This window comes from Enterobacter sp. RHBSTW-00593 (genome assembly GCF_013784105.1).
Lineage (GTDB): Bacteria > Pseudomonadota > Gammaproteobacteria > Enterobacterales > Enterobacteriaceae > Enterobacter > Enterobacter ludwigii.
Genome location: NZ_CP056393.1, coordinates 3,119,549 through 3,143,392, shown reverse-complemented (window position 1 = coordinate 3,143,392; position 23,844 = coordinate 3,119,549). Strand labels below are relative to the sequence as shown.

Sequence of the window (23,844 nt, the reverse complement as noted above, 5' to 3'; positions counted from 1 at the left end):
AATTTCAGTTTACAGCAACCATCAACTTTTTGTATAAAGCACTTAATGCGCTTGACTTTTTAGAAGTTATTGAAAAATATCTTGACAACAGGTGCGTCTTTAGTGTACTATGAGAAGTATAGTGATAAGCGTTATCATTTGAACCTCCATCTAACAACATTCCATCACGCATGAATTGCAGCCTCCACCAGGTGTTTGGTGCGGGGGCTTTTTTGCGTCTGGAGAAAACCAAACAGGAGCAAATAACATGCGTTACTTCAACGTTGACCAAATCTACGCAGATTTGATCACAGGCCGAACAACACGAACACTTGTTTACAGTTCACTTGTCCGGGCGCGTAAGAATGAACAGCCCGATAGAGTGGAGATGTTCGAGGAAGCGATCCGACGCTTTGACGAATGGCGAGCAACGCCAAACTTCACGCCAGTGACCAGCTAACCCAGAAAAAGGAACAGACAATGAAGATCAACTTTGACTCAGCAACTTTCCAATCTTTATTACAGCGTGCCAACGCAGAAGGGAAATCGATCCCAAAATTGGTAAACGAACTATTAACCACCGTCCTTACTAAAGAGGAAACAAATGACAAAACAGAAATCAACACCCGCAGTTAAAACCATTGAAGAAGCAAAAGCGCAAAGCCGCCGTGCCAAAGGTAAACAAAGATACGTAGCCACTGAAAGCTGGCTGACGATGTTTCGATATTGGTATTCGCCATCTGGGAAAAGATATAAAGCCACCGCCTCAGCGATAGCAATTTATAGCTTTATCGCAGGACTTAACGAGCAAGGTAAAGAATGCTACGCCAACCAAGATACATTAGGCAAAGTTGGCAGGGTGGAGGCTCGACAGGCACGAAACATTATCAGGATGTTTGAAGATTTGGGAGTTGTCCACGTCGAGGACAGGAAAGGGCAAACGAGCATTTACACTGCATTTCCTTTCACCGATGCTCACATTACCCCACCAGAAGCATTAACAGAGCAGCTGCCTGTAGCAGTGTCTGACGAAGTGCCAGCCCCTGAGCCAGTTAAGGCCGCAGAGGAACAGTCAATTCCTGATTGGGATGACATTCCTTGTGCCTGGGATGACTTTGATTATCAATCGGCACCAACGATGCCCATTCAGCAGGACAGGCCAGAGTTTCCCTGGGGCGGTGTAGCTATTTGCAAACCGAATGGACAACCACCAGATGCCGCTGTGAAATGGGCGCTAACAGAGACAATGGGTGATGAGAACGCAGCCTACCAACTAATTTCCAGAGTGGTTTCTGAACGCACTGGAAGAACAGAAGTCTTTACTCCGCAAACGGAAGAAGATTTTGATTCAATACCATTTTAACCAGGAGGATTATGATTACCCAGCTCTACATCTTCTTATTCTTTCGCGCTGTCTGGTACATTGCCACCCGCATCCAGAAAAGAAAAAAACGAACACTTAGGGATTACACTGACTGAAACTCTTCAGTGACGTTTTCTACGCCAGGCGTTTTAAGAAGCACGCCATTAAGATGGATCACAAATTTGTTATCATGGCTGGCATATCCGGCAATTTGGCGACAAACATCTACAGGGACACGAACTGCCAACATGACTTCGGCATCGTCATTAAGCTGAATACCGATCAGGTAATCGAAATCCCAGGAGCGAATTCCGCCTAACTGGGTTTTATTGACTCTGGTTTTGACCTGCAATAGCGTGCCATCGCCTAATCTTACATCGGCGCTTTTATGGGAGTTTGGCAATAATTCACCGCCATAAAGTTGCTTTACGAGATGTTCACCATAATCACCAGTGACATTACCACCTCGGGCAAAAATGCCCTTGCAAGCAGTCACCGCTTCTCGATACTGCCGATATGCTTCACGTGCACTCATCCATCTAACCTCGTTAACTAAACGTAGATACCGATGATCTTGTTAATCACAGCTTCGAGGTATCAAGCCCAGCGGCTTTAAGCCGTTCGGTGAGATTCCTCATTTTGCTGAATTCAGTACCAAAACTGGCTTTAAGTCCCACACCCTCGCAAAACTCTTTAGCAGTGACGTTTTTCAGGTGGTCGGCGTATTTGATCATCTGGAGGTGCATTTCAACCGTTTGACCATTTCGCGGTGCGCTGTTGATGGCTTGCTTAATGTTCTCGTAGATCTGGGTTTCTGTCATTTGTATATCTCACTTATCAAGTTTAGATAAATAATATAAATTAGCTAATTTAGATAATCAAGGGGTTTTGTCATACAGATATGGGGTACAAACTGAGGTACAAGGTGGGGTACAGCGTGAAGAAGCGATAACCGGAAGGGCGGGCTTGCAACAGCAAGCAACTTACCCTAAGCTGGCAAAAAGTATAGAGATTCAATCTACATGACTCGGGGTGCCCCATCGCTGATGGGCTGAGAAATACCCGTACCACCTGATCTGGATAATGCCAGCGTAGGGAAGTCAGATGCCTTCCCGGTCATCGCTTCTTCACGCACGGCAGGAGCGATACCATGCAGCCTGACCTGCTCGATTTACACGTTTTACATCAGTTTCGAACCCGTTCCCCACTTACCCACTGTATGACCAACGATGTGGTACAGACCTTTACGGCCAATGTGTTACTGGCGCTTGGCGCTTCCCCGGCTATGGTGATTGAAGCCGAAGAGGCCGAGCAGTTTTCCGCGCTCGCAGATGCCCTGCTGATTAACGTCGGGACGCTGACGGCGCCGCGCGCCCAGTCGATGCGCCGGGCGATTGAGAGTGCAGTGGCAGCAGGGAAACCCTGGACGCTTGACCCGGTTGCCGTAGGGGCGCTGACGTTCCGCACCCGTTTTTGCCACCAAATTCTCGCCCTGAAACCGGCGGCCATTCGCGGCAATGCCTCGGAAGTTCTCGCCCTTGCCGGGATGAGTGCGGGCGGGCGCGGCGTCGATACCGCCGACACGGCGGCAACTGCGCTGCCTGCCGCGCAGGCGCTGGCTCGCCAGACGAATGCCATTGTGGTGGTCACCGGTGAACGGGATTACGTCACCGACGGGCAGCGCACCCGCACGGTCGTGGGCGGTGACCCGATAATGACCCGCGTGGTGGGAACGGGATGCGCGCTCTCGGCAGTCGTGGCGGCGAGCTGCTCGCTTCCCGGTGACCGGCTGGATAACATCGCCGCCGCCTGCGGATGGATGAAACGTGCCGGAACGGCGGCCGTCACCCGGTCTGGTGGTCCCGGCAGTTTTGCCAGCGCGTTCCTCGACGCGCTCTACACTCTGGAGGAACGGGTATGAAACGGATTAACGCCCTTACCATTGCCGGTACCGACCCAAGCGGCGGCGCGGGCATTCAGGCTGATTTGAAAACTTTCTCCGCACTCGGCGCATACGGCTGCTCGGTGATTACCGCGCTGGTGGCGCAAAATACGCGTGGCGTGCAGTCGGTTTACCGCATTGAGCCGGACTTTGTCGCCGCACAGCTGGATTCGGTTTTCAGCGATGTGCGAATCGACACCACCAAGATTGGGATGCTGGCCGAGACCGACATTGTTGAAGCGGTGGCAGAACGGCTTAAACGTTACCAGGTGCAAAACGTGGTGCTGGATACCGTGATGCTGGCAAAAAGCGGTGACCCGCTGCTGTCCGCCTCCGCCGTCGAGACGCTGCGAAATAAGCTGCTGCCGCAGGTTGCGCTTATCACGCCTAATCTGCCTGAAGCCGCTGCGCTGCTGGATGCGCCGCACGCGCAGAATGAGCGCGAAATGAAAGAGCAGGGGAATGCGCTCCTGGCGATGGGCTGCGGCGCCGTGCTGATGAAAGGCGGTCATCTTGATGATGAAGAAAGCCCTGACTGGTTGTTTACCCACGACGGTGCGCTGCGTTTCACGGCCCCGCGGGTACAGACCAAAAACACCCACGGGACCGGCTGCACGCTCTCTGCCGCGCTGGCGGCTTTGCGCCCTCGTCGTGACAACTGGAGGGATACGGTCCGCGACGCTAAAATCTGGCTCTCCGAAGCGCTGGCAAAAGCCGATACTCTCGAGGTTGGTCACGGTATTGGTCCGGTACACCATTTTCATGCCTGGTGGTAAGCCGTATACTGGCAACACACACCAGGCCTGAGAAAAACAGAGATGGAACAAGCGCATACCCGGTTAATCGACCAACTGAATGAACGCATTGCCGCCCCGGACAACACGCCGCTGTATCTGAAATTTGCCGAAACGGTAAAAAACGCGGTACGCAACGGGGTGCTGGAGCATGGGAATATACTGCCCGGCGAGCGCGATCTCAGTCAGTTAACCGGCGTGTCGCGCATTACCGTGCGCAAAGCGATGCAGGCTCTGGAAGCCGAGGGCGTAGTGACGCGCGCCCGCGGCTACGGGACGCAAATCAATAACATCTTTGAATACTCGCTCAAGGAAGCGCGCGGTTTTTCTCAGCAGGTGGTGCTGCGCGGCAAAAAACCCAACACGCTGTGGGTGAATAAACGGGTGGTGAAATGCCCGGAAGAGGTGGCCAGCCAGCTGTCAGTGCCGCCGGAGAGCGAGGTCTTTTTGCTTAAGCGCATCCGCTATGTGGATGATGACGCCGTATCGATTGAGGAGTCCTGGGTGCCGGTAGGGTTGATTCACGATCCGGATGCAATTGGGATTTCCCTGTATGACTACTTCCGTAGCCAGAATATCTTCCCGCAGCGCACCCGCTCGCGCGTCAGTGCCCGCATGCCGGACAGCGAGTTTCAGACGCATATCCGCATGGATGACAAAATCCCGGTGCTGGTGATCAAGCAGGTTGCACTTGATCAGCAGAACCGGCCCATTGAGTTCAGCATCAGCTACTGCCGTAGCGATTTATACGTCTTTGTGTGCGAGGAGTAACGCCTCGCGCCCTGGCGCGCAGTCGCCGCCGCGGTGGCTAACGACCCAGGCCGCCACTGCGTTGCCAAGCGTAACGGCATCAGCCAGCGACCATCCTGCCGCCAGCCCGGCAAGCGTGCCACCGGCGTGGCTGTCGCCCGCACCGATCGTGTCGACGACGGTTGCGGGAAACGCCGGAACGTAGCCCGATTTATCACCCTCATACCAGGCGGCACCGTCTTTATCGTGGCGAATAATCAGCGCAGAACTAAACCGCTGTAGCCACTGCGGGCCGAGTGTTTCAGCTTCCATGCCAAATCGTCCCGCTGCCATCTCCGCTTCCTGGCGATTAAGCGATACCATCGGCTTACAGGCCATGATCCGCGCCATCAGCGCATCAGGAATATCGGCAATGCGCGGCCCAAAGTCGATAAACGCGGTAACGTTTTCCAGGCCTTCCAGCCAGTCCGTCAGGAGCTCTCCGCACGGTGACGCCAGCTGATAGCCTGAGAGGTAGACCAGGCTTTCAGGCGGCACGTGCAGCGCATCCAGCCAGCGCTGTTGCCACTGGTTCTCCACGCCGCTAAACGACATAAAGGTCCGCTCACCGTCCGGTTCGACCAGCGCCAGACACCAGCCGTTGTCGCCCGTTTCTACTTCAACGACGCTGTGCAGATCCTGTTTTGCCATGGCGTTACGGATGATGTCTGCCCACACTCCGTGGCCGACGGGGAGCGCGTTTTGCGCGGCGATCCCGAGCCGTTTCAGCGCAATAGCAATATTTAGTGCACAGCCGCCGATATTGACACCCTGTTGTTTGAGTTCGATATCACACCCGCGCCAGGGCAGGGCATAGGCGTCGGCGATCACGTCGATGACCGCGGCACCCAACACCGTGACCGGGCGAGTGGCGTGCAGTGTTTCAAGGCGTGCAGCAAAAGCACTCATACGCCCTCCCTTTGCTCCCGGAAGTGCAGCAGTTTTTCACAGTAGTGGTTAAAGTCGAGGCGGTTTACGGCGTCGAGTTCCTCCTTGTACGCCGGGTCAATCGCCTGTACGCCGTGAAGCGCACCGCAGATTGCCGTCGCCATCGCGCCGATGGTGTCCGTATCACCGCCGAGGTTGGCACACAAAATGGCGCAGCGGTTCGGGTCGGTGCCTGCCAGTTCGACCATCGCAATCGCCGCTGGAACCGACTCAAGCGTGCTGGTGCCCGCGCCAATAAGCTGGTAAACCTGCTCGCTGGCGGAATCGATGCCGTTGGCTTCACGCACGGTCTTAAGGGCGAGCTCAATCCGTGCCGCCAGCGATGCGCTGAAGGTGGTTGTTTTCGCTTCCTGTGCGTAGCGGGCAATACCTGGCAGGGCATCGACGATGTTCTGCCAGCGTTCACCGTCAATGGCACGCGACACTGCCCAGGCTATCACCACCGCGCCGGCAATCGCGAGGTCGGATTTATGGGTCGGGCTGGAGGCCAGCGCCACCTCTGCGACAAAGTGCTCCAGACGCGTGGCCGGCAGCAGGCAGCCCAGCGGAGAGGCGCGCATCGCCGCACCGTTGGTGACGCCGTTGTTTTCCAGCTCACTGACCGGCTTGCCGTCACGAATAGCGTTAAGCGCAATCTTCGATGTCGGACCTAACACATTCTTGTTAAACGCATCGAACGACTCCGCCCAGTGCAGAATATGTTTGCCGATAACATCTGCGTTGATCTGCCCGTCGCATTCGATAATCGCATCCGCCAGGCATAACGCCATTGACGTATCGTCGGTGAATTCTGCCTGCTTAAAATAGCAGGCGGCGTTATTTTCAGCCGGTCCGGGTAAAAAACGGTCGATCCAGCCGAAGTGCGCTTTGACGCGCTTTCTCGGCCAAAGCTCCGACGGCATGCCCATCGCATCCCCTAACGCTTGCCCGTAAAGGGCACCGAGAACACGTTCTTGTTTCATTTAACTTCCCCTCGTGTCAGCGCGGTATCGCCTTCAACCACCTCAATTGCGGTGATCTCTTTGTCCGATTCGCGGAAAAACAGCATAAACAGCACGGCGATCACGGCAATCATGATCCCTCCGAATGCCCACATTCCGGCCCAGTTGAAGGTCAACCCATTCACCGGCTCTTTGTATGCGAACATTTTTTCCATCATCACGCCGCCCAGGCGGTAACCTAACAGGCTACCAAACCCCTGACAGCACAGCGTAATCAGGCCTTGTGCGGCGGTGCGCATATGCACCGGCGCTTTTTTATCCACGTAGATATACGCGGTCACATAGTAGAAGTCGTAGCTCACGCCATGCAGCAAAATGCCGAGGAACAGCAGGGCATAGGTGAAGTACTGGTCGGCACCACCGTAAACAAAGAAGCCATAGCGGATGGCGGCGGTGAGCAGGCCCAGCAGCAAGACCTTCTTAATACCAAAGCGTTTGGTGAAGAACGGCAGCGCCAGCATAAAGAAGATTTCGGAGAACTGGCCGAGCGTCATCCAGCCGGTGGCGTTTTTCATCCCCACTTCGGTGAGATAGCCGTTGGCAAAGATGTAATAGAAGGCCAGCGGCATTGCGAACAGAAATGAGCAGAAGAAGAACACCAGGAAGTTTTTATCGCGCAGCAGGATCAGCGCATCCAGCCCCAGCATGACTTTGAAATCCATCTTGCCGGTACTCTTCGGCGGGGTGTTCGGCAGGAACAGCGCAAAGACACCGAGCAGGGCGGAGCTGCCCGCCGTCATCAGCAGCGGAATATTGGTATCGGAAATGTCGTTATAGCCCATCATCTGCGGCAGGAAACCGCACGCCAGTCCCGAGGCGATCCAGCCGAGGGTGCCCATCACGCGGATACGCGGGAAATCAGCCTCCACATCATCCACATTGGCGAAGGCAATACTGTTGGTCAGCGCAATGGTCGGCATATAGGTCAGGGAGTAAATCAGCAGCAGCGGGAAAAAGGTGCTGAACTGGGTTTGCTGTGCGGCGAAGTACATCACGATGGCACCGGCGAACATCAGTACGGCCAGTACTTTCTGCGCAGCGAAAAAGCGGTCGGTCAGTGAACCCACCAGAATGGGGGAGAGGATCGCGGCAATCGCGGTACAGGCATAAGACCAGCCAATTTCCCCGGCGGTAAAACCGCTTTTGCTCAGCCACAGCCACAGCGGTACAAACCACGCGCCCCAGATAAACCATTCAACAAACATCATGAATGACAGTTGGACTTTCGTTTTCATTGTTTAATCCTGCATGTCAGAGAGGGTACGCCTTTAACATACCACCTAATAATACCTTTTAAATACCTTTGCGGTGATTGTTTGATCAATGTAACAGTTTTGTTGTACACGAATCGAGCCAGCAGATTGTGCTGAAAAAAAATGCAAATGGTGGAAAATCTGTTAAGTCGGTACCAGGCTTAGTCTGCCCATAACGCTATGGGTCTGGATAAACACTCACCGACATCACGTCGGGCTTACGGGAGCATCACATGACTGATATTGCGCAGTTGCTTGGCAAAGACGCCGACAGCCTTTTACAGCATCGTTGTATGACCATTCCAGCCGACCAGCTTTATCTGCCTGGCCACGATTACGTCGACCGCGTGATGGTTGATAACAACCGTCCGCCTGCGGTACTGCGAAATATGCAGACCCTCTATAATACCGGGCGACTGGGGGGAACCGGGTATCTTTCTATTCTGCCGGTTGACCAGGGCGTTGAGCACTCCGCGGGCGCCTCCTTTGCGGCGAACCCGCTGTATTTCGATCCGAAGAACATCGTCGAACTGGCGATAGAAGCGGGCTGTAACTGCGTGGCGTCCACCTATGGCGTACTGGCCTCCGTATCGCGTCGCTATGCCCACCGCATTCCATTCCTCGTCAAACTAAATCACAACGAAACCCTGAGCTACCCGACCGAATACGATCAGACGCTTTACGCCAGCGTAGAGCAGGCGTTCAATATGGGTGCGGTAGCGGTCGGGGCGACGATCTACTTTGGTTCTGAGCAGTCGCGTCGCCAGATTGAAGAAATTTCTGCTGCCTTCGAACGCGCGCATGAGCTGGGTATGGTCACCGTTCTGTGGGCGTATCTGCGTAACTCCGCATTTAAGAAAGACGGAGTGGACTACCACGTTTCTGCCGACCTGACCGGCCAGGCGAACCATCTGGCGGCAACCATTGGCGCGGACATCGTGAAGCAGAAGATGGCGGAAAATAACGGCGGTTATAAAGCGGTAAACTTCGGTTACACCGATGACCGGGTCTACAGCAAACTGACCAGCGAAAACCCTATCGACCTGGTGCGTTATCAGCTGGCGAACTGCTATATGGGACGTGCCGGGTTAATTAACTCCGGTGGTGCGGCGGGTGGCGACACCGATCTCTCCGACGCGGTGCGCACGGCGGTTATCAATAAGCGCGCGGGCGGTATGGGGCTGATCCTGGGCCGTAAGGCGTTTAAAAAATCGATGGCTGACGGCGTGAAGCTGATCAATGCCGTGCAGGATGTGTACCTGGACAGCAAAGTGACTGTCGCTTAAGACTTTTTGTAAAACGCTGGCCGGGTCAGGCGTTACCGCCGCCCGGCCACACTGTCAACGCAGAAGCTGGCAGTCCGGTGGCAGCCGGCACTGTAGCGCGCCCGGTAACACCTCAATGCGGAACTGCTTCCCGCTCAGCGGCTCTCCGTCAAGATTAAACGTCATGCCGTGTGGGGCATTCACTTCAAACCACGCGGATTTACCGGCAATAATATTCGGGCTCTCTTCTGGCTGGGTCAGGGTGGTAAACAGCGCAGGCAGCAGGCCATCACCCGTGAAAATACGCAGCTGTAACTGACCATCATTGATCAGCGCCTCCGGGCATAACTGCTGTCCGCCACCTGCCTGACGGCCATTGCCGATACCAATCACCAGCGCATCACCCTGCCACTGAAAGTTCTCGCCGTGAATCTCACAGCGGTCCGGCTTCAGGGTATCCATGCGCATCAGGCCATGGATCAGATACGAGACGCCGCCCAGCGCTGCCTTCAGCTTTTCAGGGGTTTCGCTGGTAATGCGCGTCCCGAATCCACCGGTCGCCATATTGATAAAACAGGTTTTTTCATTCACCTGAGCAATATCCACGGCGGTGGCTTTGCCGAGGATAGCCAGCTGCAGGGCTTTTCCCAGTTCTTCGGGGATGCCGGCGCTGGTGGCGAAATCGTTGGCCGTACCGAGCGGCAAAATGCCCATCACCGGGCGGTCGGTTGCGGGAAGATCTATCAGAGCGCCGGCAATTTCATTAATGGTGCCATCGCCCCCGCCAGAAATAATGGTTTCGACCCCGAGCTTCAGACCTTCGTCGATATAGCGTGCCGCATCACCTTTTTCCCACGTCACTCGCACGTGTATACGCGCACCGTCTTCACGCAAATCCGTCACTGCCTGGCGCAACAAATCGTTGCCCGCACTTTTGCCATTGAGAATCAATAAACTGTCTGGATAGATTGCCATCCGCGCTGCTCCCTTTTTTAGCGTTAGTAAGAGTGTATAGCAGGGAGGAAAAAAGCGGGTAAGAACAGGATGAAAGGGAAAAAATAAGCCCGCGTAAGGGAGATTACGCAGGCTAAGGAGGTGGTTCCTGGTACAGCTAGCATTTATGGGTTATGTTTTTCAGCGGGGGGATAATACCCGTATTGAACGAAGCGGTATGTGATCCGATTCTAAGAATTATCCCAGCGCGAAAAAATTTCCCTGCTTGATTATTTACTGTGCGGGTTACGGGTACTTTCACCGTTGAAATTACGCATCAGCAGCGCAAACTCCAGCTCCACTTCTTCGGGTACCGGCAGCCAGACGGTATGGCCATTGCCTGGCGCCACGTCAATTGCTTCGCCTTTACCGTTTTCCAGATGTTCCAGGGTGAAGTTCATGTTGCCCTGCGGGGTCATCAACTCCAGGCTGTCGCCTTTGGTGAATTTGTTCTTCACCGCCACGGCGGCCAGCGCACCTTTGCGCTCACCGGTAAAATCACCGACAAACTGCTGGCGCTCGGAAACGGAATAGCCGTGTTCGTAGTTCTGGTAATCGTCATGGGTGTGACGACGCAGGAAGCCTTCGGTATAACCGCGATGCGCCAGGCCTTCCAGGGTTTCCAGCAGGCTGGTATCGAACGGCTTGCCGGCAGCGGCATCGTCGATGGCTTTACGGTACACCTGAGCAGTACGCGCGCAGTAGTAGTAGGACTTGGTACGGCCTTCAATTTTCAGGGAATGCACGCCCATCTGCGTCAGACGCTCAACGTGCGCAATCGCACGCAGGTCTTTGGAGTTCATGATATAAGTGCCATGCTCGTCTTCAAAGGCGGTCATGTACTCACCCGGACGTTTGGCTTCTTCAATCATGAACACGCTGTCAGTTGGCGCGCCGATGCCTAAGGTTGGCTCCACGTTGGTCACCGGGATCGGCTCATGTTTGTGGACGATATTGCCGATGTCGTCTTCTTTGCCTTCCTGAACGTTATATTCCCAGCGGCAGGCATTGGTGCAGGTACCCTGGTTCGGGTCACGCTTGTTGATGTATCCCGAGAGCAGGCAACGACCGGAGTAGGCCATGCACAGCGCGCCGTGAACGAAGATTTCGATTTCCATATCCGGCACCTGCGTGCGGATCTCTTCAATCTCTTCCAGCGAAAGTTCACGAGACAGAATGACGCGGGTCAGCCCCATCTGTTTCCAGAATTTCACCGTTGCCCAGTTAACGGCGTTGGCCTGAACGGAGAGGTGAATATCCATCTCCGGGAAGTTCTCCCGAACCAGCATGATTAAACCCGGGTCCGACATGATCAGCGCGTCCGGTCCCATATCAACCACCGGCTTCAGATCGCGGATGAACGTTTTCAACTTGGCGTTATGCGGCGCAATGTTGACCACCACGTAGAATTTTTTGCCCAGGGCATGTGCTTCGTTAATGCCGAGTTGCAGGTTCTCGTGGTTGAATTCATTGTTACGTACGCGCAGCGAGTAGCGCGGCTGGCCAGCATAGACGGCGTCAGCACCATAGGCGAAAGCGTAACGCATATTTTGCAGCGTTCCCGCCGGGGAAAGGAGTTCCGGTTTAAACATGTTTGTTCTCGTTCTGATGACAGGTCAGATCCGCATGCACCAGGTGCAGCGGTAAGGGGAGATCCCCCACTTTAAGGGCGGGCATTGTAGCGCTGAGGGACAGGGAGGTAAAGCGCCGGGTCGTACCATCGCTAACCCGGCCGGAGGCGTGTCGTCAGGTATTGTCTTTTACCGTCTGGCTTGAACCGTTAGTTTTGACCGACGCGATGCCTTTATCTCGCGACTGTTCTGAGGCATACATCTGGCTGCTGCCAATAACCTGATGATTCCCGGCCTTCAGATTGAAGTGGAATTTACCGTTGGTGGCCACTTTCTTCTCATAACGTTCATCAGAAGGGCTATTGGTGCGAACGGAGGCGATACCGTTTTCGGCGGAATTTTTGGTGGTGTAAAGCTCACTGGTCAGGATCGTTTCTCCGTTTCCTGCTTTGAGAACAAACCTGAACTGACCATCACTGCTTTTGTTTAACTCGAACCAACCAGACATAGGAACTCCTTGAACGAAGTGGAATTATCTGCACCAGTTATCAATAAGCGAACCGGTAATGTGAGTATGGTTGATTCTTCGTTGCTTTCCAGAAATGAAAAACCCGCCAGCAGGCGGGTTCGGTAAGCTAAATGCTCAGGCTATCCTGCAGGCATCGGCTTCCCATCGATAGCCCACGCCATACACCGCGCGGATAAATGACTGCTCCGCGTCGAGCGCTTCCAGCTTGCGGCGCAGGTTTTTAATATGGCTGTCGATAGTACGGTCAGTCACGACGCGGTAATCATCATACAGACGGTTCAGCAGTTGCTCGCGGGAGAAGACCTTCCCCGGCTCGTGGGAGAGGGTTTTCAACAGGCGGAATTCGGCTGGGGTGAGATCCAGTAGCTTGCCGCGCCAGCTCGCCTGGAAACGGCTTTCATCGACGATAAGTGGGCTTTCCGCGTCCAGTACCTGCAGTTCACGATGGGGCTTACAGCGGCGCAGAATGGTTTTTACGCGCGCGACCACTTCACGCGGGCTGTATGGCTTGCAGATGTAATCATCCGCGCCAATTTCGAGGCCCAGCAGGCGGTCGATCTCTTCGATTTTCGCCGTCACCATCACCACCGGCACGTCTGAGAAGCGACGAATTTCCCGGCACAGGGTCAGGCCATCGGTTCCGGGGAGCATCAGATCCAGCAGGATCAGGTCCGGCGGCGTCTGGCGCACATAAGGCAGCACCTGATCGCCATGGCTGATAAGCGTGGGGGCATAGCTTGCCGCGCGTAAATAGTCGATCAGTAACTGCCCGAGCTTCGGCTCGTCTTCGACAATCAAAATGCGTGGCGTGTTTTCGTCAATCGGTAACTCGGTCATGCTTCTCTCGATAAATCCCGTTCCAGAGGTAACTCTACTGTAATGCTTACCCCGCCAAAAGGCGAATGGGCGGCGCGGATCGTGCCATTATGGGCCTCGACGATGTTTACGCAAATCGCCAGTCCCAGACCGGACCCGCCGCTGGCGCGATTGCGGGAGCCTTCGGTGCGATAAAATCGCTCAAACAGTTTTTCCAGCTGTGCATCCTGCACGCCGGGGGCTGAATCCGCAAAGGTCAGGGCAAAATGCCCGTTTTCTTGTTTGCCGGAAATATGCAGGCCACCGCCGCTGTCGGTGTAGCGCAGGCTATTTTCCAGCAGATTGTTGAACAGCTGCATCAGGCGGTCTTTGTCGCCAAACACCACGGCACTGTCAGGCAGTGAGAGATCGATTTTCAGGTTGCGGCTGGCGAAACGTTCGCGGAAGGCACCGCTTACCACCTCCAGCACGTTTATCACATCGACGGGCGCTTTCTGGTAGGCCAGCGCGCCTTCGTCCGACATGGAGAGCTGGTGGAGGTCATCGACCAGTTTGGTCAGCGTGCCCACTTCCGCCTGCAGCGAGGCCACCGATTCGGGAGTGAACTGACGCACGCCGTCCTGAATAGCTTCCAGCTCGCCGCGCAGCACCGCCAGCGGCGTGCGGAGTTCATGGGAAATATCAGCCATAAAATCGCGTCGCATCTGCTGGTTTTTTTCCAGGGTGCTGGCGAGCTGGTTAAAGTCCTGCGCCAGCTTGCCGAGTTCGTCCTGGCTACGGGTATCGACGCGGGTGGAGAAATCCCCGGCGGCCAGCTTATGCGTCCCTTCCACCAGCCGTTTAACCGGCGCGAGCAGACCGCGGGCCAGCGGGAAGGTCGCGAGCGCGGCCAGCAGGGTGGAGAGCGCGACAATCAACCAGCTGGTGCGGCGCTGCTGGCGATCAAAGTTGATATCGGTGTTGCGCGTCAGGCGTTCAACCGGCGAGGCGATCACCCAGCCGACGGTGGCGTTATTCACTGTGATCGCCCGCTTTGTGCCATCCGGCGGAATGGGCGCGCGCGGGCCAACCAGTACGCGCATATCCTGGTCTATCACCCAGAACTGGGTGCGCCAGCCGTGCGGCGGCATCCCGGGCCCCGGGCGATCGTCACCGGTATCATGCTCAAGCGAGCGCAGGATCTGGAATACGAAGCGGTCGTTATTGCGCAGAAAACGCCAGTTACCGTGCAGGGCATACTGATCGCTCAGCGCATCGCTCAGCCCCTGTAAACGCTGTTCATTACCATGCTTAATGTAATCAATAAAACCCCGTTCGAAACTGACCCGCACGGCCCAGTGCATGGTGACCAGCAGCACGATACAGGTGGCAAATATCGCCACAAAGAGTTTACCGGTAATGCCCGGACGCCAGAATTTCATGGTGCACTCCTTTTGCCGTGTCGGATAACGACGTTCTTACGGGTATCATCCGGCACTCTGGCGAAGATGAACGCGGGCAGGGCGATAATCACCGCCATGCTGAGATAGGTATACAAAAAGACCTGATGGGCGACCGGCGTGTCGACGCTGAGATGATGCTGTCCGTACATGCCGAGCAGTAAACCGGCAAGGGTCACCCCTACGCTCATGGAGAGCTGCATGATCATCGACAGCAGGCTGTTTCCGCTGCTCGCTAGGTCATCCGGGAGTGCTTTTAACGTCAGGGTATTCATTGATGAAAAGCGCACAGAGTTAATGATGCCCTGGCAGAACAGCACCAGCGGCAGCGCGTAGTACCAGCCCAGCAGCGCCACGGCCATAAACAGCAGGCTCACCAGGGCCAACCCAAGCGTCGCGGCAACCAGGACGTGGCGATAACCAAAACGGTTAACCACCTGCACCACGATGCGTTTCATTCCCATGCTGCCAAGTACCATCGGGATCATCATCAACCCGGCGTGAAACGGTGAAAATCCCATTCCAATCTGCAAAAAGACCGGCGTCATAAAGGGCAACATGCCGCTGCCGACGCGCCCGGCAAAGCTCCCGAACAGGCCCAGACGATAGGTGGGGTTTTTAAACAGATCGAGCGTGAACAACGCGCTCTCGTTACCTCTGGCATGCCAGAGGTACCACAGGATAGCGGTAATGCCGAGCGCCACCAGAAGGCCAAGCGTCAGGGCTGAAATCCCGAGGCCTTTTTGGCCATCAAGCGCGAGGGTGAGCATCGCCATCCCCGCCGCCAGCAGGATAAAACCCAGGAAATCAAAGCGCCGGGTCTGCATGGTGTAGTTAGGCATCAGCATCAGGGTGGCAATCGCGCCGATGATGCCCACCGGCAGGTTGATTAAGAAGATCCAGTGCCAGGAGGCATACTCCACCAGCACTCCACCCAGCGCCGGGCCAAGCAGCGGGCCGACCTGGCCGGGCAGGGTGACGAAGGTCATTGCGGCCATGTACTGCTCGCGGGGCACAATCTTCATCACCGTCAGCCGCCCGACAGGCACCATCATCGCCCCGCCAATGCCCTGTAACGCGCGGGCCATCACCAGCTGATCCAGCGTATTCGCCTGGGCGCAAAACAGCGAGCCTGTGGTAAACAGCACGATGGCGGTGAAAAAGATATTCCGCACGCCCACTTTGTCCGCCAGCCAGCCGCTGGCCGGAAGCATAACGGCCACCGTTAATACATAGGAGACAATCACCATATGCATATGCAGCGGACTCTCCCCCAGGCTTTTTGCCATCGAGGGGAGGGCGGTATTGACGATGGTTGTATCCAGCGACTGCATAAAGAAGCCGAAGGCGACAATCCACAGCTGCCAGCGCACGTGACGTGGGAGGTCGGTCATTTATTCGGTTACCGTCGTTCTGTTTTTACGCGAAAAACGCACCCGCAGACGGTCAAAGAACAGATAGACCACCGGCGTGGTGTAGAGCGTCAGCAGCTGGCTCATCACCAGCCCCCCGACAATTGTGATCCCCAGCGGCTGGCGCAATTCTGAGCCGTCACCGCTGGAAATCACCAGCGGCAGCGCGCCAAACAGCGCCGCCAGCGTGGTCATCATGATCGGACGAAAACGCAGCAGACAGGCCTGGAATATGGCCTCTTCTGGCGTCAGGTTGCCATTTCGCTGGGCGTCCAGCGCGAAGTCCACCATCATGATGGCGTTTTTCTTCACGATGCCAATTAACAGCATGATACCAATCAGCGCAATCAGGCTGAAGGGCGCGCCGAACAGCTCCAGCGCCAGCAGCGCCCCGACGCCCGCCGACGGCAGCGTGGAGAGAATGGTCAGCGGATGGACGTAGCTTTCATAAAGCACGCCCAGCACGATATAGACTGTCGCAATGGCCGCCAGAATCAAAATCACCTGCGAATTCATGGTCTCCTGGAACACCTGCGCGGTACCGGCAAAACTGCCGCGTACCGTGGACGGCACGCCAAGCTGGGTCATCGCACGGTTGATCGCATCGCTGGCCTCAGAGAGGGACGAACCGGCTGGCAGGTTAAAGGAGATGGTCGATGCCGCCGAAAGGCCCTGGTGGTTCACCGACAGCGGCGCGTTCGCCGGCTGCCAGCTGGCAAAGTAAGAGAGCGGGATCGCCTTACCGTCGTTATTAATCACAAACATTTTGTCCAGCGCGCTGATGTCCTGGGTGTAACGCGGGTCCACCTCCATCACCACCTTGTATTGGTTCATGGGCTGGTAGATGGTGGAAATCTCACGCTGGCCGAAGGCATTGTTCAGCAGGCTGTTGGCGGCATCGACGTTAATCCCCAGACGTGACATGGTTTCACGATTGTAGGTCAGCGCCATTTCTGCGCCGTTGTCCTGCTGATCGGAGTTAACGTCCGCCAGCTGTGGCAGGGCGGCCAGCGCCTTGCGGATCTTAGGCTCCCACTCGCGCAGGGCGGCTAAATCGTCAGAGAGTAACGTGTACTGATAGCTGGCGTTAGCCTGACGCCCGCCGACGCGGATATCCTGAACGGCCATCAAAAACAGATTTGCGCCCGGCTCTTTGGCGAGCTTCACGCGCAGGCGGTCGATAACCTGCTGGGCGGTTTCATTGCGCTCGTCACGCGGCTTCAGGGTGATAAACATCATCCCGCTGTTCACCCGTGAACCGCCGGTAAAGCCGGTTACGTTATCTACCGCTTTATCTTCGCGGATGATCTTCATAAAGTCCTGCAGCTTGCCGCGCATGGCCTGAAACGAAATACTCTGGTCTGCCTGGATCCCGCCCATCAGCACCCCGGTGTCCTGCTCCGGGAAGAAGGTTTTCGGGATAGTAATGTACATCCAGACGTTGAGCACGATGGTGCCAATCAGCACCAGGCCGACAATGCGCGTATGCCTCAGCACCCACTTCAGAGACTTACCATAGCTCTCCTGCATCGCCAGCAGGAAGCGACCAAACCCCTTACGGCGCGGCTGAGAGTGTGGCTTGCTGCGTTTTAACATCCAGCCGCACATCATCGGCGTAAGCGTGAGGGACACAATCAATGAAATACCGATGGCGACCGAGAGCGTGACGGCAAACTCCCGTAACAGCCGGCCAGGCAGGCCGCCCATTAGCAGTAACGGCAGGAACACCGCCACCAGCGACAGGCTCATCGACAGTACCGTAAAGCCCACTTCACGCGTTCCCTGCAGTGCGGCCTGCAGCGGTTTCATCCCCGCCTCCAGATGGCGCGAGATGTTCTCCAGCACCACAATGGCATCATCCACCACGAAGCCGGTGGCAATCGTCAGCGCCATCAGCGACAGGTTGTTAAGGCTAAATCCGCACAGGTACATCGCCGCGAAGGTCCCTATCAGCGAGACAGGCACAGCCACCGCAGGGATCAGCGTGGCCCGGCCTGAACGCAGAAACAGGAAGACCACCAGAATCACCAGCGCAACGGAGATCACAAGCGTCTGCTCCACCTCTTCGAGCGAGGCGCGAATGGTGGGGGAACGATCCTGGGCAATCTGCAGATCGATCGCCGCCGGGATGGTCTGCTGGAGTTCCGGCAATCTCGCGCGGATACCGTTCACCGTCTCAATAATGTTGGCTTCCGGCAGCTTGCGGATCATCAGTAAAATGGCCGGTTTGGCGTTGGTCATCCCGGCGTTTCGCACGTCCTGCACCGAGTCGGTGACGCTCGCGACATCGCTCAGGCGCACCGCCGCACCGTTGTTGTAGTGAATGATCAGCGGCTGGTATTCCGCAGCGGTTTTCAGCTCATCGTTAGTCTGGATCTGCCAGCGGTGGCTACTGTCCTCAATGGCCCCCTGCGGTTTGCGCACGTTTGCATTGCTGATGGCGGAGCGCACATCGTCCAGGGAAACACCCTGGTTAAACAGCGCCTGCGGGTTTAAGCCCACGCGCACGGCGGGCAGAGAGCTTCCGCCAACGCTGACATCACCCACGCCGTTAATCTGGGCGAGAGTCTGCGCCAGTTGGGTGGAGGCGAAATCGTACAGTTGCCCCTGCGAATAGGTGTCCGAGGTAAGCGTCAGGATCATGATCGGCGCATCGGACGGGTTCGCTTTACGGTATGTCGGACGGCCCGGCATCCCGCTCGGTAGCAGGTTCTGCGCGGCGTTGATCGCCGCCTGCACATCGCGCGCGGCGCCGTTAATATCCCGGTCGAAGCTGAATTCCAGAATGATGCGCGTGCTGCCAAGCGAGCTGCTGGAGGTCATCTCGTTGACCCCGGCAATTCGCCCGAGTGAACGTTCCAGCGGTGTGGCAACCGACGAGGCCATGGTTTCCGGTGATGCACCGGGCAGCGAGGCGCTGACCATGATCACCGGGAAATCCACCTGCGGCAGCGGGGCCACCGGCAGCAGCCGGAAGCCCAGGACGCCGCACAGGGTGATGGCGAGTGAGAGTAAAATCGTCGCCACCGGGCGATAAATGAAGAGGGCGAAAAACTTCATTTACGCCTCCTCTTCACGTTTCGGGAAGCGGCTTTTCGTCCACAGCGCCAGACGGTCAAACAGCAGATAAATAACCGGCGTGGTGAACAGGGTCAGGACCTGGCTTACCAGCAGGCCACCGACCATACCAATCCCCAGCGGACGACGCAGCTCGGCACCAACACCGGTACTGAGCATCAGCGGCAGGGCACCTAGCAGGGCGGCGAGCGTGGTCATCAGGATCGGGCGAAAACGCAGCAGGCAGGCCTGGAAAATTGCCTCGCGCGGCGACATCCCCTGCTCGCGCTCGGCGGCAAGGGCAAAGTCGATCATCATGATGGCGTTTTTCTTCACGATCCCGATAAGCAGGATGATCCCAATGATGGCAATCACGTCCAGCTCGCTCCCCGCCAGCATCAATGCCAGCAGCGCCCCCACGCCCGCCGTTGGCAGGGTGGAGAGGATGGTAATAGGGTGAATAAAGCTTTCATACAGCACACCGAGCACGATATACATCGCCACCACGGCCGCGACAATCAGCCAGATGGTGTTGCCCAGCGCGGCCTGGAACGCCAGCGTGCTGCCCTGGAACTGGGTCTGAATATCGGACGGGAAGTTCAGCGTCTTCTCTGCGGCCAGAATGGACTCCACCGCTTCGCCCAGCGAATAACCGTCCGGTACGTTAAACGAGATGGTGGTGGACGGGAACTGATCCAGATGGTTAATCGACAGCGGTGTGTAGCGCTCCTCTACCGTCGCGATGGCGCTGAGGGGCACGATGCCCCCGTCTTTGCTGGTCAGGCGCACCGAATCGAGCGCGGCCAGGCCGGGCGTGTTTTCCGTGTTGTGTTCCAGCACCACGCGATACTGATTCGCCTGGGTATAGATGGTGGAGATCAGACGCTGACCGAAAGCGTTATACAGCGCGTTATCCACGTCGGCCATGGTGATCCCAAGCCGACTGGCGGTATCACGGTTGACGTTCACATATGCCGCCAGCCCTTTGTCCTGCCAGTCGCTGCTGACGTCCGAGAGCTGCGGCAGGGCGTTGAGTTTATCCACCAGTTGCGGTACCCAGGTGCTGAGTGCATCAAGGGTGGTGGCCTGCAGCGTGAACTGGTACTGGGTACGGCTCACCTGGGTATCGATGGTTAAATCCTGAATCGGCTGGAGGTACAGCTCAATACCCAGGACGCGCGCTACGGCAGTTTGCAGGCGGTCGATCACCGTCTGCACGCGGTCGTCGCGATCGTCAAGCGGTTTTAGGTTGATCTGCAGGCGGGCACTGTTCAGCGACGGGTTGGTGCCATCGACACCGACATACGAGGTCAGGCTCTCTACTGCCGGATCTTTCATGATGATCTCTGACACCTGCTGCTGACGCTGCGCCATGTTAGCGAAGGAGACCGTCTGCGGTGCCTGAAGCGTGCCCTGGATAATGCCGTTGTCCTGAATCGGAAAGAAGCCTTTCGGGATGAAAATCCACAGCATAACGCTGAGCGCCAGCGTACCAAGCGCCACGCCAAGGGTTGCCCATGGATGGTTAAGCACTTTCGCCAGCACCCGCCCGTAAGCGGCAATAATGCGTTCGAACATCCGCTCAGAGGCGCGCGAGAAGCGGTTTTGCTTGCGCAGGGAGGCATGGCTCAGCATTCGGGCGCACATCATCGGCGTGAGGGTAAGTGACACCACGGCGGAAATCAGAATGGCGACGGCCAGCGTCACGGCAAATTCGCGGAACAAACGCCCGACGATATCGCCCATAAACAGCAGCGGGATCAGTACCGCAATCAGTGAGAAGGTGAGGGAGATAATGGTAAAGCCGATCTCGCCCGCTCCTTTCAGCGCCGCGGCTAACGGTTTTTCGCCTTTTTCGATATAGCGCGAGATGTTCTCGATAACAACGATAGCGTCATCGACCACAAAGCCGGTGGCAATGGTAAGGGCCATCAGCGTCAGGTTATTTATCGAAAAATCGAGGAACACCATGACGGCAAATGTTCCCACCAGTGAGAGCGGCACGGCGACGGCAGGAATGAGGGTCGCCGGGACGTTACGCAGGAACAGATAGATGATCATCACCACCAGCGCAATCGCCAGCATCAGTTCAAACTGGGTGTCAGTCACGGACGCGCGAATATTGGTGGTCCGGTCAGACAGTACTTTCACGCTAACTGACCTGGGCAGGCTTTCAATCAGCTGCGGCAGCATAGTGCGAATGCTGTCTGCGGTTTCAATGATATTGGCACCCGGCTGGCGCTGGACGTTCATCACGATTGCCTGCTGTTTGTTGGCCCAGGCGCCGAGCCAGCTGTTTTCCGCACCTTGCTCAACGGTTGCCACATCGCCCAGACGCACCGGCGCACCGTTCTGGTACGCGACGATCAGCTGTCGATATTCATCCGCGGACTGCATTTGATCGTTCGCCGAGAGGGTGACGGCCCGGGTTGGGCCATCAAGCGAGCCTTTCGCCGAGTTGACGTTGGCGTTACTGATGGCGCTGCGGATGGTTTCGCTGGTGAGGCCCAGCGCGGCAATGGCCTGGGCATTGAGCTTCACGCGCACCGCCGGACGTTGACCGCCGGCAAGCGTAACCAGCCCCACGCCAGAGACCTGTGAAATTTTCTGCGCCACGCGCGTTTCGACCATGTCTTCGACCTGAGTCATCGGCATAGCGGAGGAGGTGACAGCGAGCGTCATGATCGGCGGATCCGCCGGGTTTACTTTGCTGTAGACCGGTGGGTTGGGCAGGTCCGATGGCAGCAGGTTGGTGGCTGCGTTAATCGCGGCCTGTACTTCCTGTTCGGCAACGTCGAGTGAGAGTGTAAGCTGGAACTGCAGCGTCACCACGGATGCTCCGCCGGAGCTTTGCGAGGACATTTGCTTCAGGCCAGACATCTGACCAAACTGGCGCTCCAGCGGCGCGGTGATGGCCGACGTCACCACATCCGGGCTCGCACCCGGATAAAGGGTGACCACCTGGATGGTGGGATAATCCACTTCCGGCAGCGCCGAGACGGGCAGGAAGCGATAGCCAATAATCCCGGCCAGCAGAATTGCCACCATTAACAGCGTGGTGGCAACAGGGCGCAGAATAAACAGGCGTGAAGGCCCACCTGTAGAGCTCGGGGGCATAACCTGCATCAGGACGTCGCTCCCTGCTTAGCAGGCTGTTGCTGGCCTTCAACCACTTCGACTTTCGCCCCCTCGGTGAGACGATCAATGCCGTCGGTAACCACGCGGTCACCTGCGGAAAGGCCGGCGCTGATCACCACCGTCTGGCTGTCCTGAATGCCGGTTTTCACCAGATGCTTGCTGACGTTATTCTCGCTGTTAAGCACCCAGACAAAATTCCCTTCGTTGCCCATCTGCAGCGCCGCCGTCGGGATAACGACCGCATTTTCTTGTGTCGCGACCAGCATCCGCGCATTCACGAACTGATTTGGGAAAAGCGCATCATCCTGATTGTTAAAGCGGGCTTTTAACTTGATGGTGCCGGTGGTGGTGTCAATCTGGTTATCCAGACTGAGCAGGGTGCCTTCGCTCAATTTTTGCTTGTTGGTGCGATCCCAGGCTTCCACAACCAGCCCTTTGCCGGCTTTTTGCGCCTGAACCACGGTTGCGATGTCGCTCTCCGGCAGGGTAAAGACTAAATCGACAGGATGCGTCTGGGTGATGACCACGATACCGGTGGTATCGCCGCTGGAAATCTGGTTGCCAATATCAACCTGCTTCAGACCGACGCGGCCGTCAATCGGGGCGGTGATGCGGCTCCAGTCGAGCTGTAACTGTGCGCTGGCCACGGCGGCTTCGTCAGCTTTAAGGGTGCCCAGCGCTTCGCTGACCAGAGACTGCTGCGTATCCAGTTCCTGACGCGATACCAGGTTGGTTTTCACCAGTTGCTGGTAGCGTGCCAAATCGCGTCGGGCGTTCGCGAGCGTGGCCTTGTCTTTCGCGAGCTGGCCCTGCGCCTGCGCGAGGGTGACTTTAAACTGGCTTGGGTCAATTTCTGCCAGTAAGTCCCCGGCTTTAACCTGCTGGCCTTCCTGGAAGTGAAGCGCCATCAGCTGCCCGTCCACACGGCTGCGAACCGTAACGGTGTTGGCGGCGGTAATGGTTCCCAGCCCGGAGAGATAACGGGGCACCGCTTTATTTACCGCAGTAGCCGCCTGAACGGGAGCCAGCGCACCGCCGCGCATGCCGTGACGTCCGCCACTCGCGGGACGCTGTGATGGGCTGCTGGCACCTGCGGAAGTGTCAGAAGAGTCATTGTGCCAGAACCAGGCGGCGGCAAGAGCCACCACAATGATGCCAGCGGCGATTGCCCAGCGGGATTTGTTACTGCCTTTCATCGTTATACGTTCTCATCCTGAATACTTCGGGGAATGATACTAGTTTAGTCAGGCAACACGGCAGAAAAATGGAGGAAATATGGAAGACTGTCTGGATTTGTCTGATTGGCAGGGGGAGGGGCGCGGCGTGAGACGGCCTTCAAATCGGATCAATTGCCAGTGCATAATTTACCAGGAATATTCCCTGCCACCTGAAATATTCTTATTATTTATCTGCCGGGTGAGAAACGGAGAAAGATAACAATTGGTTTTATTATTTAATTTGTCTTTAGGAAAATTTCATTATTCATCATGTAAGGATCGGAATATTCTCTGATATACCAATATTTTTCATCTTGTTATCAAATCATTAACAAACT

At 56.3% G+C, this 23,844-nt stretch carries 21 protein-coding genes and 1 riboswitch; of the genes, 7 read left to right on the top strand and 14 right to left on the bottom strand.

The genetic code is table 11. From position 1 onward, the window contains the following. The first annotated feature begins 247 nt into the window (after positions 1 to 247). Genes HV242_RS14890 through HV242_RS14880 form a run of 3 tightly spaced genes read left to right on the top strand, consistent with a single transcriptional unit; the run spans position 248 to position 1,342 of the window. Complete coding sequence (locus HV242_RS14890; RefSeq protein ID WP_072202930.1) at positions 248 to 439, top strand: hypothetical protein; 192 nt, start codon at positions 248 to 250, stop codon at positions 437 to 439. A 20-nt stretch (positions 440 to 459) separates the two neighbouring features. Beyond that, positions 460 to 615 (top strand): hypothetical protein, encoded by a 156-nt coding sequence (locus tag HV242_RS14885; RefSeq protein WP_048229743.1) that lies wholly within the window; start codon positions 460 to 462, stop codon positions 613 to 615. After that, positions 584 to 1,342 carry a hypothetical protein gene (locus tag HV242_RS14880; protein ID WP_032161741.1) on the top strand — a complete coding sequence of 253 codons (759 nt, stop codon included), beginning with the start codon at positions 584 to 586 and terminating at the stop codon, positions 1,340 to 1,342. Before HV242_RS14885 ends, HV242_RS14880 begins: the two co-directional genes overlap by 32 nt. Before the next feature lie 103 nt (positions 1,343 to 1,445). Here HV242_RS14880 and HV242_RS14875 read toward each other — a convergent pair whose 3' ends face one another. Together HV242_RS14875 and HV242_RS14870 are read right to left on the bottom strand one after the other, a co-directional pair. Then, on the bottom strand, positions 1,446 to 1,877 hold the full coding sequence (locus HV242_RS14875) for a DUF6998 domain-containing protein (RefSeq protein ID WP_032444776.1): 432 nt from the start codon (positions 1,875 to 1,877) through the stop codon (positions 1,446 to 1,448). A gap of 46 nt (positions 1,878 to 1,923) precedes the next feature. Beyond that, a complete protein-coding gene (locus HV242_RS14870) occupies positions 1,924 to 2,163 on the bottom strand; it encodes an HTH-like domain-containing protein (protein WP_001318412.1) in 240 nt (79 codons plus the stop codon). Positions 2,164 to 2,360: 197 nt separating this feature from the next. Beyond that, positions 2,361 to 2,457, top strand: a riboswitch (TPP riboswitch). 35 nt (positions 2,458 to 2,492) lie between these two features. On the opposite strand from HV242_RS14870, the gene thiM reads away from it, so the two are divergent. From thiM to HV242_RS14855, 3 genes are read left to right on the top strand one after another with little or no spacing between them, the layout of a single operon-like run. Next, entirely contained in the window at positions 2,493 to 3,263 is a 771-nt protein-coding gene (thiM, locus tag HV242_RS14865) for a hydroxyethylthiazole kinase (protein ID WP_050737089.1), read from the top strand. Further along, the gene (thiD, locus tag HV242_RS14860; protein WP_050737088.1) at positions 3,260 to 4,060 is read left to right on the top strand and encodes a bifunctional hydroxymethylpyrimidine kinase/phosphomethylpyrimidine kinase; all 801 of its coding nucleotides are present in this window, start codon (positions 3,260 to 3,262) and stop codon (positions 4,058 to 4,060) included. Before thiM ends, thiD begins: the two co-directional genes overlap by 4 nt. Positions 4,061 to 4,102: 42 nt before the next feature. Continuing rightward, entirely contained in the window at positions 4,103 to 4,849 is a 747-nt protein-coding gene (locus HV242_RS14855) for a GntR family transcriptional regulator (RefSeq protein ID WP_014170861.1), read from the top strand. Here HV242_RS14855 and HV242_RS14850 read toward each other — a convergent pair. The 3 genes from HV242_RS14850 to HV242_RS14840 are packed head-to-tail and all read right to left on the bottom strand — an operon-like array spanning position 4,823 to position 8,051. Further along, the gene (locus HV242_RS14850) at positions 4,823 to 5,776 is read right to left on the bottom strand and encodes a PfkB family carbohydrate kinase (protein ID WP_020883236.1); all 954 of its coding nucleotides are present in this window, start codon (positions 5,774 to 5,776) and stop codon (positions 4,823 to 4,825) included. The two genes, HV242_RS14855 and HV242_RS14850, sit on opposite strands and share 27 nt — an antisense overlap. Beyond that, positions 5,773 to 6,777, bottom strand: coding sequence for an ADP-ribosylglycohydrolase family protein (locus HV242_RS14845; RefSeq protein WP_020883237.1), 1,005 nt, complete (start codon positions 6,775 to 6,777; stop codon positions 5,773 to 5,775). Before HV242_RS14845 ends, HV242_RS14850 begins: the two co-directional genes overlap by 4 nt. Continuing rightward, on the bottom strand, positions 6,774 to 8,051 hold the full coding sequence (locus HV242_RS14840) for a nucleoside permease (protein WP_020883238.1): 1,278 nt from the start codon (positions 8,049 to 8,051) through the stop codon (positions 6,774 to 6,776). Before HV242_RS14840 ends, HV242_RS14845 begins: the two co-directional genes overlap by 4 nt. Positions 8,052 to 8,302: 251 nt before the next feature. Between HV242_RS14840 and fbaB the strand changes: the two genes are divergently transcribed. Continuing rightward, positions 8,303 to 9,355: a class I fructose-bisphosphate aldolase gene (gene fbaB, locus HV242_RS14835; protein WP_050737087.1), complete on the top strand. Its 1,053-nt coding sequence runs from the start codon at positions 8,303 to 8,305 to the stop codon at positions 9,353 to 9,355. 54 nt (positions 9,356 to 9,409) lie between these two features. Here the strand turns inward: fbaB and yegS are convergent, their stop codons facing one another. The 9 genes from yegS to HV242_RS14790 all read right to left on the bottom strand — a co-directional run bounded on the left by yegS (position 9,410) and on the right by HV242_RS14790 (position 23,485). Beyond that, a complete protein-coding gene (gene yegS / locus HV242_RS14830) occupies positions 9,410 to 10,309 on the bottom strand; it encodes a lipid kinase YegS (protein WP_014170856.1) in 900 nt (299 codons plus the stop codon). A gap of 248 nt (positions 10,310 to 10,557) precedes the next feature. Then, entirely contained in the window at positions 10,558 to 11,919 is a 1,362-nt protein-coding gene (gene trhP / locus HV242_RS14825; protein WP_014170855.1) for a prephenate-dependent tRNA uridine(34) hydroxylase TrhP, read from the bottom strand. Positions 11,920 to 12,073: 154 nt separating this feature from the next. Then, positions 12,074 to 12,406 carry a YegP family protein gene (locus HV242_RS14820; protein ID WP_014170853.1) on the bottom strand — a complete coding sequence of 111 codons (333 nt, stop codon included), beginning with the start codon at positions 12,404 to 12,406 and terminating at the stop codon, positions 12,074 to 12,076. Positions 12,407 to 12,541: 135 nt separating this feature from the next. Next, positions 12,542 to 13,264, bottom strand: a complete 723-nt coding sequence (baeR, locus tag HV242_RS14815) for an envelope stress response regulator BaeR (protein WP_014170852.1) — start codon at positions 13,262 to 13,264, stop codon at positions 12,542 to 12,544. Beyond that, complete coding sequence (gene baeS / locus HV242_RS14810) at positions 13,261 to 14,664, bottom strand: envelope stress sensor histidine kinase BaeS (RefSeq protein WP_020883244.1); 1,404 nt, start codon at positions 14,662 to 14,664, stop codon at positions 13,261 to 13,263. The genes baeR and baeS overlap by 4 nt, the downstream gene beginning before the upstream one ends. Next, positions 14,661 to 16,076, bottom strand: coding sequence for an MFS transporter (mdtD, locus tag HV242_RS14805; RefSeq protein WP_014170850.1), 1,416 nt, complete (start codon positions 16,074 to 16,076; stop codon positions 14,661 to 14,663). Before mdtD ends, baeS begins: the two co-directional genes overlap by 4 nt. Next, positions 16,077 to 19,154 carry a multidrug efflux RND transporter permease subunit MdtC gene (mdtC, locus tag HV242_RS14800; RefSeq protein WP_032678545.1) on the bottom strand — a complete coding sequence of 1,026 codons (3,078 nt, stop codon included), beginning with the start codon at positions 19,152 to 19,154 and terminating at the stop codon, positions 16,077 to 16,079. Then, the gene (locus HV242_RS14795; protein WP_181616736.1) at positions 19,155 to 22,277 is read right to left on the bottom strand and encodes an MdtB/MuxB family multidrug efflux RND transporter permease subunit; all 3,123 of its coding nucleotides are present in this window, start codon (positions 22,275 to 22,277) and stop codon (positions 19,155 to 19,157) included. After that, positions 22,277 to 23,485: an MdtA/MuxA family multidrug efflux RND transporter periplasmic adaptor subunit gene (locus HV242_RS14790; protein WP_050737051.1), complete on the bottom strand. Its 1,209-nt coding sequence runs from the start codon at positions 23,483 to 23,485 to the stop codon at positions 22,277 to 22,279. Before HV242_RS14790 ends, HV242_RS14795 begins: the two co-directional genes overlap by 1 nt. Positions 23,486 to 23,844 lie beyond the last annotated feature (359 nt).

Excerpts from the sequence above, each read along its gene's own strand:
- HV242_RS14890 (WP_072202930.1), top strand. The coding sequence starts at position 248 with ATGCGTTACTTCAACGTTGACCAAATCTACGCAGATTTGATCACAGGC.
- HV242_RS14885 (WP_048229743.1), top strand. The coding sequence starts at position 460 with ATGAAGATCAACTTTGACTCAGCAACTTTCCAATCTTTATTACAGCGT.
- HV242_RS14880 (WP_032161741.1), top strand. The coding sequence starts at position 584 with ATGACAAAACAGAAATCAACACCCGCAGTTAAAACCATTGAAGAAGCA.
- HV242_RS14875 (WP_032444776.1), bottom strand. The coding sequence starts at position 1,877 with ATGAGTGCACGTGAAGCATATCGGCAGTATCGAGAAGCGGTGACTGCT.
- HV242_RS14870 (WP_001318412.1), bottom strand. The coding sequence starts at position 2,163 with ATGACAGAAACCCAGATCTACGAGAACATTAAGCAAGCCATCAACAGC.
- thiM (WP_050737089.1), top strand. The coding sequence starts at position 2,493 with ATGCAGCCTGACCTGCTCGATTTACACGTTTTACATCAGTTTCGAACC.
- thiD (WP_050737088.1), top strand. The coding sequence starts at position 3,260 with ATGAAACGGATTAACGCCCTTACCATTGCCGGTACCGACCCAAGCGGC.
- HV242_RS14855 (WP_014170861.1), top strand. The coding sequence starts at position 4,103 with ATGGAACAAGCGCATACCCGGTTAATCGACCAACTGAATGAACGCATT.
- HV242_RS14850 (WP_020883236.1), bottom strand. The coding sequence starts at position 5,776 with ATGAGTGCTTTTGCTGCACGCCTTGAAACACTGCACGCCACTCGCCCG.
- HV242_RS14845 (WP_020883237.1), bottom strand. The coding sequence starts at position 6,777 with ATGAAACAAGAACGTGTTCTCGGTGCCCTTTACGGGCAAGCGTTAGGG.
- HV242_RS14840 (WP_020883238.1), bottom strand. The coding sequence starts at position 8,051 with ATGAAAACGAAAGTCCAACTGTCATTCATGATGTTTGTTGAATGGTTT.
- fbaB (WP_050737087.1), top strand. The coding sequence starts at position 8,303 with ATGACTGATATTGCGCAGTTGCTTGGCAAAGACGCCGACAGCCTTTTA.
- yegS (WP_014170856.1), bottom strand. The coding sequence starts at position 10,309 with ATGGCAATCTATCCAGACAGTTTATTGATTCTCAATGGCAAAAGTGCG.
- trhP (WP_014170855.1), bottom strand. The coding sequence starts at position 11,919 with ATGTTTAAACCGGAACTCCTTTCCCCGGCGGGAACGCTGCAAAATATG.
- HV242_RS14820 (WP_014170853.1), bottom strand. The coding sequence starts at position 12,406 with ATGTCTGGTTGGTTCGAGTTAAACAAAAGCAGTGATGGTCAGTTCAGG.
- baeR (WP_014170852.1), bottom strand. The coding sequence starts at position 13,264 with ATGACCGAGTTACCGATTGACGAAAACACGCCACGCATTTTGATTGTC.
- baeS (WP_020883244.1), bottom strand. The coding sequence starts at position 14,664 with ATGAAATTCTGGCGTCCGGGCATTACCGGTAAACTCTTTGTGGCGATA.
- mdtD (WP_014170850.1), bottom strand. The coding sequence starts at position 16,076 with ATGACCGACCTCCCACGTCACGTGCGCTGGCAGCTGTGGATTGTCGCC.
- mdtC (WP_032678545.1), bottom strand. The coding sequence starts at position 19,154 with ATGAAGTTTTTCGCCCTCTTCATTTATCGCCCGGTGGCGACGATTTTA.
- HV242_RS14795 (WP_181616736.1), bottom strand. The coding sequence starts at position 22,277 with ATGCAGGTTATGCCCCCGAGCTCTACAGGTGGGCCTTCACGCCTGTTT.
- HV242_RS14790 (WP_050737051.1), bottom strand. The coding sequence starts at position 23,485 with ATGAAAGGCAGTAACAAATCCCGCTGGGCAATCGCCGCTGGCATCATT.